This is a genomic window from Deltaproteobacteria bacterium (assembly GCA_021737785.1).
Lineage (GTDB): Bacteria > Desulfobacterota > DSM-4660 > Desulfatiglandales > Desulfatiglandaceae > AUK324.
Window position 1 is genome coordinate 22,204 of the sequence record JAIPDI010000054.1, and the last position, 11,776, is coordinate 33,979.

13 protein-coding genes and 1 pseudogene are annotated in these 11,776 nt (G+C 49.4%); 11 read left to right on the forward strand and 3 right to left on the reverse strand.

The genetic code is table 11. The annotated features are described in order from the left end of the window. Positions 1–165: 165 nt before the first annotated feature. The 4 genes from K9N21_20235 (at position 166) to K9N21_20250 (ending at position 3,379) form a co-directional block, all read left to right on the forward strand. Positions 166–1,542, forward strand: a complete 1,377-nt coding sequence (locus tag K9N21_20235) for a nucleotide sugar dehydrogenase (GenBank protein MCF8146243.1) — start codon at positions 166–168, stop codon at positions 1,540–1,542. A gap of 13 nt (positions 1,543–1,555) precedes the next feature. Continuing rightward, the gene (locus K9N21_20240; protein ID MCF8146244.1) at positions 1,556–2,509 is read left to right on the forward strand and encodes an SDR family oxidoreductase; all 954 of its coding nucleotides are present in this window, start codon (positions 1,556–1,558) and stop codon (positions 2,507–2,509) included. Positions 2,510–2,783: 274 nt separating this feature from the next. After that, positions 2,784–3,038, forward strand: a complete 255-nt coding sequence (locus tag K9N21_20245; protein MCF8146245.1) for a type II toxin-antitoxin system HicA family toxin — start codon at positions 2,784–2,786, stop codon at positions 3,036–3,038. Further along, on the forward strand, positions 3,038–3,379 hold the full coding sequence (locus K9N21_20250; protein ID MCF8146246.1) for a type II toxin-antitoxin system HicB family antitoxin: 342 nt from the start codon (positions 3,038–3,040) through the stop codon (positions 3,377–3,379). Before K9N21_20245 ends, K9N21_20250 begins: the two co-directional genes overlap by 1 nt. Positions 3,380–3,386: 7 nt before the next feature. Here the strand turns inward: K9N21_20250 and K9N21_20255 are convergent, their stop codons facing one another. Continuing rightward, the gene (locus K9N21_20255; protein ID MCF8146247.1) at positions 3,387–3,656 is read right to left on the reverse strand and encodes a helix-turn-helix domain-containing protein; all 270 of its coding nucleotides are present in this window, start codon (positions 3,654–3,656) and stop codon (positions 3,387–3,389) included. Between K9N21_20255 and K9N21_20260 the strand changes: the two genes are divergently transcribed. After that, positions 3,627–3,863 carry a DUF433 domain-containing protein gene (locus tag K9N21_20260; protein ID MCF8146248.1) on the forward strand — a complete coding sequence of 79 codons (237 nt, stop codon included), beginning with the start codon at positions 3,627–3,629 and terminating at the stop codon, positions 3,861–3,863. The two genes, K9N21_20255 and K9N21_20260, sit on opposite strands and share 30 nt — an antisense overlap. A 391-nt stretch (positions 3,864–4,254) precedes the next feature. Here K9N21_20260 and K9N21_20265 read toward each other — a convergent pair whose 3' ends face one another. Further along, a complete protein-coding gene (locus K9N21_20265; GenBank protein MCF8146249.1) occupies positions 4,255–5,211 on the reverse strand; it encodes an integron integrase in 957 nt (318 codons plus the stop codon). Between the two features lie 628 nt (positions 5,212–5,839). On the opposite strand from K9N21_20265, the gene K9N21_20270 reads away from it, so the two are divergent. From K9N21_20270 to K9N21_20285, 4 genes are all read left to right on the forward strand, one after another. After that, positions 5,840–6,646, forward strand: coding sequence for a hypothetical protein (locus tag K9N21_20270; protein MCF8146250.1), 807 nt, complete (start codon positions 5,840–5,842; stop codon positions 6,644–6,646). 83 nt (positions 6,647–6,729) lie between these two features. Next, positions 6,730–7,335: a hypothetical protein gene (locus K9N21_20275; GenBank protein MCF8146251.1), complete on the forward strand. Its 606-nt coding sequence runs from the start codon at positions 6,730–6,732 to the stop codon at positions 7,333–7,335. Between the two features lie 66 nt (positions 7,336–7,401). Further along, positions 7,402–8,172 carry a hypothetical protein gene (locus tag K9N21_20280; protein MCF8146252.1) on the forward strand — a complete coding sequence of 257 codons (771 nt, stop codon included), beginning with the start codon at positions 7,402–7,404 and terminating at the stop codon, positions 8,170–8,172. A gap of 157 nt (positions 8,173–8,329) precedes the next feature. After that, a complete protein-coding gene (locus K9N21_20285; GenBank protein MCF8146253.1) occupies positions 8,330–8,815 on the forward strand; it encodes a hypothetical protein in 486 nt (161 codons plus the stop codon). 28 nt (positions 8,816–8,843) lie between these two features. Here K9N21_20285 and K9N21_20290 read toward each other — a convergent pair. Next, positions 8,844–10,019, reverse strand: a pseudogene (locus K9N21_20290) (IS1380 family transposase). A gap of 494 nt (positions 10,020–10,513) precedes the next feature. On the opposite strand from K9N21_20290, the gene K9N21_20295 reads away from it, so the two are divergent. Next, complete coding sequence (locus K9N21_20295) at positions 10,514–11,125, forward strand: hypothetical protein (protein ID MCF8146254.1); 612 nt, start codon at positions 10,514–10,516, stop codon at positions 11,123–11,125. A gap of 86 nt (positions 11,126–11,211) precedes the next feature. Continuing rightward, on the forward strand, positions 11,212–11,562 hold the full coding sequence (locus K9N21_20300; GenBank protein ID MCF8146255.1) for a hypothetical protein: 351 nt from the start codon (positions 11,212–11,214) through the stop codon (positions 11,560–11,562). The last annotated feature ends 214 nt before the right edge of the window (positions 11,563–11,776 follow it).

An 11,776-nucleotide genomic window follows, 5' to 3' on the forward strand; every position in this document is an offset into this window, starting at 1 on the left:
CCTCTTCCCTCCAGTTGGCGACAAGTTAGACCAACCTGACATCCGGCGTCAAACAATTTCAGTGACTCCTGTTACTCAATTTGTTAATGTAACAAAATTTGGCTGATGGGATTTCATTCACTGGTGATCCTTCAGCGGACAGCCACTTCCGGAGAAGACATCACGATGACCTTTGAAAAACACATTCTCTGCATCGGGGCGGGCTATGTGGGCGGCCCCACCATGGCAATGATCGCCTTCAAGTGCCCGCAATATAAGGTGACCGTCGTAGATATCAACCCCGAGCGAATTGCCGAATGGAACTCGGACCAACTCCCCATCTATGAGCCGGGCCTGGATGAGGTCGTCAAGGCGGTGAGGGGAAAGAATCTCTTCTTCAGCACTGATGTCGAACAGGGGATCCGGGAATGCGAGATCATCTTTGTCAGCGTCAACACGCCCACCAAGACATTCGGCGCCGGGGCGGGGATGGCGGCCGATCTTCAGTACTGGGACAAGACCGCCAGACAGATACGGAAATGCGCCCGATCCAACAAGATTATTGTGGAGAAGAGCACCCTGCCGGTGAAGACCGCTCAGGCCATGAAGCGGATTCTTACGTGCGAAGATAACGGCGTCCGGTTCGATGTCCTGTCAAATCCGGAGTTCCTGGCCGAGGGCACGGCCATCAGGGACCTGGAGGACCCGGATCGGGTCCTCATCGGATCGACTCAGACGTCCCACGGGCTTGGAGCAAGAGACGTCCTTGTCGACATCTACGCCAACTGGGTGCCCAGAGATCGGATCATCACCTCCAATATCTGGAGCAGCGAGCTGTCCAAGCTGGTTGCCAACGCCTTTTTGGCTCAGCGGATTTCCTCCATCAACTCCATATCGGCCCTCTGTGAAAAGGCCGATGCGGACATCGAGGAGGTTGCCCGGGCCGTCGGCATGGACAGCCGGGTAGGGAGCAGGTTTCTGAACGCCAGCGTCGGCTTCGGGGGATCGTGTTTTAAAAAGGATATCCTCAATCTGGTCTATCTCTGCCGACATTATGATCTCAAGGAGGTGGCGGATTACTGGGAGGGGGTTGTCCGGATCAACGATTATCAGAAAGAACGTTTCCTGCTGAAGATGCTGAATGTTATGTTCAACACCCTGGCCGATAAACGGATCTGCCTCTTCGGGTTTTCCTTTAAGGCCGATACCGGCGATACCAGGGAGAGCCCGGCCATCTTTGTGGCAGAGCGGTTGATCGAAGAAAAGGCGCGGGTGGTCATCACCGACCCTGAGGCACTCAAAAACGCCATGAAGGATCTGAAAGGAATCGCCGGCGATATTTCTTATGTCGAGGACCCCTATGAGGCGTCTGTGGGGTGCAGCGCCATCGCCGTAATGACCGAATGGCGGACCTATCGGACGCTTGATTTTGAAAAGATCTACCGGAGCATGACCAAACCTGCCTTTATTTTCGACGGCAGGAACATCCTGGATCACCAGGCGTTGTTTGAGATCGGCTTCAATGTCTTTCCCATCGGCAAGCCGGCCCTGACGCATTTCTGAAAAGGATCCCGAAATGATGCAAGATCAGAAGCGCATTCTTGTTACCGGGGGGGCAGGATTTTTGGGATCGCACCTCTGCGATCGTCTGACCCGGGAGGAGCACGATGTATTGTGTCTGGATAATTTCTTCACGGGCGACAAGCAAAACATCCGCCATCTGATGGGATTGCCCAATTTTGAATTGATCCGGCATGACCTGGTCCATCCCATATTCCTGGAGGTGGATGAGATTTATAATCTGGCTTGTCCCGCATCTCCTATTCATTATCAATACAACCCGGTCAAGACCATAAAGACCAGCGTCATGGGCGCCATCCATATGCTGGGCCTGGCCAAGCGGGTTCGTGCCAAGATCCTTCAGGCCTCAACCAGCGAGGTCTATGGGAACCCGGCCATCCATCCCCAACCGGAGGCCTACTGGGGGAATGTCAACACCATCGGTCCCCGTTCCTGCTATGATGAGGGGAAGCGCTGCGCCGAGACCCTCTTCTTTGATTATCACCGGCAGAACCGGGTCAACATCCGGGTGGTCCGGATCTTCAACACCTACGGCCCCCGGATGAACCCTAACGATGGCCGTGTGGTGAGCAACTTCATCGTGCAGGCCTTGACCGGAGAGGATATTACGGTCTATGGCGACGGGTCCCAGACGCGCTCTTTCTGTTATGTGGATGACCTGATAGAGGGGCTGATCCGGATGATGAATGCCCCGGATGGCTTCACTGGCCCGGTGAATCTGGGAAACCCCTCTGAATTCAGCATGCTGGAACTTGCCGAGAAGGTCATCGGAGTGACCGGGAGCCGGTCTCAGATCGTCTTCAGACCCCTTCCCCAGGACGACCCGCTGCAGCGCCGGCCCGATATCTCCCTGGCCAAAGAGCGGCTTCAATGGGAACCCGCCACAGAACTTGAAGAAGGACTTGAAAAGACCATCACCTATTTCAAAGAGATCCTGACAGAAAGGTAGAAGAGATCCACCGCATTCCTATCGCAGAGAAGATACCACGGAGAGTCACGGCCTCCCACCCACCGGAGAAGGATCATGATCGCGTATAAGCGCTCGGTGTGCCCGCACGACTGCCCTTGACGCACATCGCGCCCCGGCCGACATGGGGAAGGGGAGCGCCTTCCACTGCAATCTCGTTGAGGTGATACCCACCTGACCTGATTTTTGGCCATTCGTTGTCAAATGCCCTTGACTTCCGCTTGACTTGATATCAAACTGTAGTATCATAAATCCAATGAATAAAAAGCAACGGCAGACCCTGAGTAAGATACTCGAGAAACCTGAGCGTTCAGACATCCCATGGTCTGATGTCGAATCATTGATTGTTGCCCTTGGAGGAGAGATATCTGAAGGACGAGGTTCGCGGGTCAGAATCGTCTTAAACGATGTAAAGGCAGTTTTTCATCGGCCGCATCCCAATCGGGCTACAGAAAAGGGTGCTGTGAAATCAGTAAGAAGGTTTTTACAGGAAGCGGGAGTCATATCATGATGGAATATAAAGGATATTTTGGGAAAGTCGAATTTGACGATGAGGCGAATATCTTTTATGGTGAAGTAATAAACTTACGTGATGTGGTAACCTTTCAAGGCGAAACAGTCAGCCAATTGCGTAAAGCATTTCGTGACTCTATTGACGATTACCTTGATTTTTGTGTATCTCGCGGCGAAGAACCTGAAAAGCCATATTCTGGGAAATTCGTTGTCCGTGTCGAGCCTGAACTTCATAAGACCATTTCTATCGAAGCCAAAAAAGCTGGAAAAAGCCTCAATACATGGATTTCTGACAATCTATCTAAAGTAATTCACGAAAACACACAGCATTCCAATTAACATTATCTCAATCTTCAAAACCTGCTCCCCGATGTTGCACGTCCGGTCTCATTCTCCAGGACTGAGGCGGCAGGAACGTAACCTCGAGGCCGAACGGCGAGGCGATTTTTTCTAGTGTAGCGAGGGTCGGGTTGCCAGAGCCTTTTTCGAATTCGGAAAGTATCCGTGGGGAGATGGCGGAGGCTGGTAAGTTTTCTTCTTCGAGGCTATTCTGTCGGACAACATCTTGAAAAGATAGGGGGAAGAAATGAAAGAACTGAATCGAATCACGTTTCATCCCGAAATAATGGGAGGGAAGCCCTGCATCAGGGGGATGCGGGTAACAGTAGGCATGATTGTCGGCTTAGTTGCTTCCGGCCATGAAAAGCGTGAGATATTGGACATGTACCCATACCTCGAGACTGCAGATATTGAACAAGCCTTAAACTACGCGGCATGGCGTGTTGAAGAAATGGAAGTCCCTTTCGCTACGGGGACAGCATGAAAATTGTTATTGATATGAACCTCTCTCCGCAATGGGTGCCGCTCTTGAAAACAGCAGGCCATGAACCGATCCATTGGTCACTCCGACGGGCTTTACTGCCCCCGCTTGTCATTTTCCCTTGACTTTGCCACGATTTTCAATAGCATGCCCTTAATTGTCCATCATGTTCCATAAACGATGCCCCTCATCGCTTTGAGCCTTGGACTTTGAGCCTTCAGCTTATGAACCACCCCCTCAAATACCCCACAGCCGGCTCCTCGTGGGCGTGTTGCCAGCCTGTCGGGAGCCGGAACCACCGTCACGACTATTTGCCATTTTAACCAAAACCGAATATCGGCCCAACAAGAGGAGGAGGGTCGTCGCGCGCATTGCGCGGTGCGCCGCACCCGCATCACAGGGTGTCCAACGGACTGACCACACCCATCGGCCCCTTGTTGAAGACGTGGGTGTAAATCATCGTAGTAGAGACGTCCGCATGGCCGAGGAGTTCCTGAACGGTTCGGATGTCCTGGCCGGCTTCCAACAAATGGGTTGCAAAGCAATGTCTGAGCGTGTGAGGGCTAACACGAGACGTGATGGCTGCCCGGGTCGCGGCCCGTTTGACCGCGCGCTGCACCCGAACCTGGTGAAGGTGATGCCGGCGCCGGGTGCGGGTACGGGGATCTACGGAGTAATCGTCACCAGCAAAAACAAATTGCCATCTCCATTCGTAAGGCGCATTGGGGTACTTCCGGGCCAAAGCATCGGGGAGTTCGACTTCGTGCATCCCCTTTTTGCGGTCTTCTACATATTGGTGTCGCCGGCCGTCCAGATGTTGATGCAGTTCAGCTTTGAGGGATGCGGGGAAAGGGACCCTTCGATCCTTATCCCCTTTTCCAGCCCTTACCGTGATTTCGTTACGGTCAAACGCCAAATCCTGAATCCGGAGCCTCAGTGCCTCAGAGATCCGCATTCCGGTGCCGTAAATCAAACGGGCAATCAAACCCTCCACGCCGTCCATTTGCGACAAAAGCGCCTGCACTTCCTGGCGGCCAAGCACGATCGGAAGACGCTTCGGACGGCGGGCACGCGGGAGGTCACTGAAATCTCCAAGATCCTTTTTCACCACCTTGCGGTATAGAAAGACAATGGCATTCAGCGCCTGGTTCTGTGTGCTGGCTGCGACACGGTCGTTAATCGCCAGATGACTCAGAAATTGATGAATTTCAACCCCGCCCATACTGGAAGGCCGCTTCCCCCGATGAGAACCCACGAAGCGCCGGATCCATTGAAGGTATGCCTGTTCAGTTCTCAACGAATAGTGTTCCGTGCGCAGGGCCGTCCGAACGGCTTCCTCCAGCTTACCCATGTCCGTTTTCTGGTCCGGCGTTCCTTTTTGCGAATTCGGCACAGGCGAAGATTTATCAAGGGCACGAGGTCCCGCTATTCGATTCGCCCTCTTGGTCGTCCCCTTTTCTCGGACCGCCCCGGCGGCCATTGTCTCCGAAGATTCCAGTGCTATTCCGCGAAACTGCTCGTAATAGATCTCCAAGGCATCTCTTGCCTGGGAGACCTGCCAGTCCGCCACACCATTTTGCGAAGCCAGACCTTGGATAAAGGTCTCGATTTCCCCCCGGCCAAATCCTCGCCGGTGTTTGGCCTTCTCTTGCCGGCTAAAGAATTGGCGCACTCAGTAGGCATAGAAGGGGCGGCGTTGTTCTTCCACGCCCAGTTCTTCGAGCACCTGGAAATATCCGCTGGGCCACTTGGGGTTGGGATTAAACGGAGCGACCTCACATTGCTTCAACTGGCTATCCCTCATATGATACATCTCCATGTCGCATATCATCAATATGTTTCATTCTTGACATCAAACAGCCATACGCGTAAAAGAGCGCCTCAGTGGTACTTTTTGCGTTGTTTTTTCCATTTGAATATTATAATCTCATCGCCAGACGTGTCAAATAATATTATGTTAAGCGACAAGAGATGGATACATGAACTATAGGGGCATTGCGCGAGAGCATCTTAAGGCAGCTACAGAGCAGTTAGAAAAAGGAACTGATTCAAATCTGAAGTATGCCGCTCTTGAGCTAAGGATGGCCATGGAGGCCGTTACTTACGATCGCGCGGCTGCTTTCAAAGAAGAATTTCCAACTGATGAATACGATACTTGGCAACCGAAGAAAGTAATGGCAGTGCTTCTCGAAATTGAGCCTTTGGCCGACAAGGACAGTACAATAGCTTTCGGTTTAGAAGAAGAGTATGGAGTCCCGGCTAAAAAAATGACTTCACTGGGAACCGAAACTGTTCTAAATATGGGGGTGTTAAAAAAACACTACGATGCGCTTGGTAGTTTTCTGCACATTCTAACGATAAAAAGCGCAAAAGCGGGTAAAACAGTAAACCACGACAAGTTACGGAAGCGATGTGAAGAAATAAGAGCGTATTTAGATAAAGTACTATCGTCTCCTGTTTCTAATTCTACACTTGGAGTCTTTTCCTCAATTGAGTGCGCGGAATGTGGTAAAAAAATCAGAAAAAGAATTCCGCAAGGAGAAAATTCCATAAATGTTGAGTGTTCTAATTGTGACGCATCCTACCGAATAAACAGTTCTGGCGATAAACAATATATGTGGGAGCCTATGCAACATGAAATAGAGTGTGGAAACAAAGAATGCACGAAAAAAATTGTTGTCTGGGAAAAGGAAATCCGTCTGGGAGCCAAATGGACTTGCCCGGAGTGCAAAGGAAAAAACTCATTTGTGCTTGGTATTGTTCATGAAAATTCGCTTAACAAGTAGCTTCACCGGACAAAATACTCGCTGCGCTCGCATTTGGCCGGTGAGCTAACCGTTATGCTCACAAGGAGCGATGATCAACGAAAATGACGTTATTTGAGAAATGGTCGATTGTGGTCGGTATTGCCGGTGCTTTGGCGACGTTCCTTGCCGTCATGGTAGCTTTGTTTGGCGAAAAGATTCGACAGCTTTGGTCGTCGCCCAAGCTGCAAGTTAGGCTTTTTGAACCATCCGTCACGCCCAACAATGCGGGTGTGAAAGGTTGGTATTACCTGTTGCAGGTTTCCAACCAGAGCCGCTCGAATCCTGCGGCCAACGTCCGGGTCCTACTCTCCAAAATCGAGCGTAAGGCGCCCGACGGATTTTGGGTCGAAGAACCATTCAGCGGACCTGTGCAGGTAATGTGGCGTTGGCCTCAGTTTATGGCTCAATACCAGACAATCGGACCACCGCAGATAGCGACGTTCGCGTGCGTCCATCAAAACGAGAAAGAAATTTCGCTTCGCTCGTATTGGTTCCCAAACAACATGCGTCGATCCATTCTACCCGGGGAAGCAGTTCGCCTTTCCTTCGTCGCCGCTTCCGATGTTTCAGAATCGGATGTCCGCAGCGTTGACATTTCATGGGACGGCAAGTGGACCGAGGACCGGGAAGAAATGAAAAAGAATCTAAGGATCGTCGAGTGCGCATAACCTCGCTCTTGCAGCCGACACAAAAAGCCGTGCGGCTGAAGAGCCCGTTCGCCATGGTAAAGATGAATGCATAGAAACTTATCACATGCCAATCTGTTAGTTCTGTCGGAAGAGAGAAACGCACTGGACTACCTCCGGAAGGCCCATGAATATTTGGGTAAGGTCTGTTCGGATAGTGTCGCGTGGAAATGGGCCATTATTTCGTTGGATGGTGCCCTCTATGGCTTTGCTATTTGTGCTCTCAAAGGAACAAACCCCCATCGGGTGATGAAGGCGGGCAGAGAGGTTTCGGAGCATATTGAAAGCATCCCTAATGATTTAGACGTGAAATCGTTGCCACCCCATTTCAAGGCTGTAGACGGTTCGTCTAAACGCCGACTTAAGTATAAGGGGATAATGACTTTGCAGGTCGCAAATCAGTTACTTGGCCTTTCGAACGACAGCGCCTATCAAGATGCAGTGATAAATCTGTATGAGAAAACCCATGAAATCATCAGTTTTCCCGAGGCCCTCAAGCGGTGTCAAGATCCCCAATGGATGCTCATGACCGTTCAAAGCAAAATCCTCGTAATGACAGATTCGCAAAAAACTTCTGTGGAAACGCTGCACAAGATGTTGCGGAATAACTTTGAACATTACGGACCACGCGCTTGGATAATCGAAACCAGTGGTATGCCCAGAATAGTTGTCGATGTCATGCAGGTTATCCGATTTCTTGCTTTAGACACAGGAAACTACGTAAATCTCACCCAGTACGAGAAAAGAGAAATAAGGTCTATCGTGTTTCAGAGCAAACGCTTGCTCAAGAAGCTGGCGCAAGACACTGGCCAAAAATGAGCGCCGGGAATTAGAATCGGCGAACATATCAGTCCAGGTGACAGCCAGGGCCGTGCCGATTTTGGAATGTGTCGGTATATTGAAAATCAATCGTTTTTATTGAAGTCAGTGGAAGCCCTGGCTGCCCCTGACCTCATCGTTGGGCATGTGGAGTAGAATGGAATCAACAATTGATGAAAAACCGATTGTGGAGGCCAAAGAGCTGTCTCTTGAATCTTGGCTCAAGATCATCCTCATGCCGGAGGAGGAAAGGAGCCAGAGCCTTTATCCTGACTACTGCTTTCCCTCTACAGAGCATCGAGATTTATATCTTGCCAAAATCGAGACGCGTGATCCGAGAGAGGTCAGAAATTTGATCAGGGCTTTCCTGATGAAGACAGGATGTTTGGGAGGCGACTTCGATGGTATTATGGCCGGATTACACATTAGCCCCAATACTGCACTTAAGTCTGAGCGTGTTCAACGCGTAGCGGCCGGAGGGCCGGTATGGGAGGGAATCACATGGGTTCTGGACCTCTTGCATCGTCCGAGAATGGCAGTTCAAGTTATCCAAGGGTATTTGGCAGCTCATTTCTGGTCATTGCCTGATTGGCGCATCAATGGTTTGTTTGACGCAATTCGAGTCATCCCTAATGTTGCATAAAAAAGCAGGTTAATTCATATAAAATGGCTTATGCTGCCTGACGAACTACATCCAGGAAATGGAGCAAATCTTTCCTGACAGCTTTGTTTGCACTCATGGTGAGGGTGAGTTCTCCTTGAGGGCGGGTGAGGCGGCCTGCTCGCTGAATAAAGCGATGCCTCAAGCTATCAAGAGTATTGAATTCCCAAGCCGCTGGTCGTTTGGGACGGGCTCTCCTCTGGACGGGAGGCTTTGCGAGCATCTGTATTTCTTTGGATAAATTGTGAGCCATCATAGCGCAAAGGGTATATATTTGATTCCTGGCCAGCGTTCGGGTTGCAATAACATTCAGGCCGCAGTCTCCTTTTGCATCTCCGAAGATGGCTTCCTGGGAACCCCGCCCATTATGGAATTGAACCACGGCCTTGGTTGATTCAGTTTTGTTCGTTACAATGACTTTGTAGTCGAAATTGAAATCACGTGGCTCAAATAGATGTAACTGCAGGGGACCCTTATGTTGTTTTCGAGCCTTCTTTCTGATCAAAATGAATCGGTAGTGGGTATCCCACGATTTTGGTTTCCATTTGGTCTCAAAGTAGGACCACTCACGGTCAATAGTTCTCCACCGTTTTCGCTGTTCGATCCGGTCCTTGAGCTCCGGGAATCGTTCAAAAGGAACAGAGGCTGAAAACTTGATATGCTGACCGCCGATGCTGCTCAGAATGTCCTTGCTGAAAAAGGCTGAATCCATCCTGGACTCAAGGGTGACGCCTTCAAGTTCATGTCGCGCTTTTTTGAAACAGTTGATCATGAATCCGGCAGCGCCATTGGAATCGTGAACGTTTCCAGGGCGATGATGCATGTCGAAAAACTGGTGTGTTTGTGCCACCGTACAAAATAGGGGGTAATAACTGCGACTCCCCTTTTTCTGTTTGTTGAAGCCAACGGCAGTGCCCTCAGCGTGCCCTTTTGTCGTCAGGACTGAACCATCGAAGTCCAACGTCAATCTGGGCAATGCCTCCCGTTTCAGGCTTTCGATAACAAGTGTACGGGAAAGATCTCTCACATTCTCAACCCCATCGTCTTCCATTTGAGCGAGGGATCTGGAGATCGTAGAAACATCCGGCAATTTTCGGAGGCCCATCAGACGAAGCACCAGAGGGTCATCCCGATAATAATCAACCTCACGTAGTCGACGAAATCCAAGCAGGAGGTGCATAATAAGAAGCCTATTTCAAGGTGAATCGTCAAAAGACATTTCAGCTCAAATAACAAATCTGAGTGAAATACAGAGTTCTCTTTCCAACCTTCAGGGCTATGTCACAGAGCAAAAAGATTTGCTTCAAAACCTTAACCAGGATATTTCCAGCCTACGAGAAGAAAAGGCGGAACTGGAACAAGTAGTATCGATAGAGAATGACAAAATAGAATTGGTATTAAAGCAATACGAGAAAGCTCAACAAAAAAGGAAATGGATTGATATTCTTATATCTTTCTTTGTTGGTGTCTTTTCTAGTACAACAGTAGCCTTGGTATTCCGGTACAGAAGAAAAACACGGGAAGCCCCGTCTATTGACATGATAGTCAATACAAAAGGAAAGCAAATTTAATGGCTAACAATGCAAATTAACTCGGACTGGCAAAAGCCGCGCCGCTTCGCTCTGCGCCTATTGCCAGCCGGTTATTTGTGGGTTAAATGCAGCACCCATACCTTTAACTATGGCTTATATTTATCCTGACGTAGATTGGTACACCGGCATTAGCGAACAAAAAAAAGTACAACCTCGATGCCCATATGCCAATGTCCACCGCTGTTACCGGTATTATGCAAGCCTTTATCTGCTTGGTGAAGCAAACATAACAACGAAAATAAATGAAGAAGAAATCAAGGAGCTTGATTCTTTCTGGGCCAAGAGCGATCTTCTACCCGCATTAGCTGAACACGATACTGGCATTTCTGGTCCCGACGGCAGAGCGACCGGTTTTTCTAATTTTTGTCCGGAGGTAAGCTATGACATCTTCGGTTTATTCGCAGTTTCATTACATGAGTACGCCGATGAAATTGATATCGAAGCTGCTCACAGACAATTGGGGGAAAAAGCTTACCCGAATGATTGGCGGTGGAGCTGGGCGAGTGTATCTCCTCTGCACTATTTACAATGTCCAGCATACTCACAAATATTATCAGCACCTGCTCCATCACCAACGGGTCAGTTCCAAATCAAACAGGATCAAGATATTATTGAAGTCAAGCCAGGGTTCATGGGGATTAGCATAAATATACGGTCGCTCTTTACCAAGATTTCAAAATGGTGGCTTTCTAAGAGATGAAAATTGACTATTTGGATTTAGCCACCGCGTGCACGGGACGGCGAGGGCCATGCCGCCCGTGACGCAGCCGTTATGGAGAAATAGACATGGATGATTCAGCTTTTGAAACAGATATGAGTGGTAAGAAAAAAAGTTTACGTGTTTATTTAATAAACCCTCCGACTGGTGATAATCCCTGGCGCACTCTCGGTGATTATCAGCAGGAACAAAAAGAGGCACGCGATAGGCACGCCATGTTTCAAGAGCAACACAGGATTTTGCAGAAATCATTCCGTGCAAATATAATTGCTGTAACTGCTGCTGTTGTTGCTGCTCTAGCAGCCTGTGTTCTTACCTACTTTTCATATCAATCCATGCCGTACAGACAAGAAAAAATACAAACCCCACATATAGAACAAATGCAGGGGCTAGAACCCACCAAGAAGGTAAGAAATTGAAAATTTGTCCTTCAGTGGTTTCAAAATATGGCATTCACTCCACTTGACCGCGAAAAATGCGGCAAGTGAGTTTTGCGTTGGCTGCTCATGAGCAAGTAAGTCTTGACAAAATACGCCAATGGCGTATAATCCAGTCATGATTTTTATCGAAACCTCCATTTTTACAAAGGAAATTCAAAACCTGATATCCGACGATAATTATCGGATGCTTCAG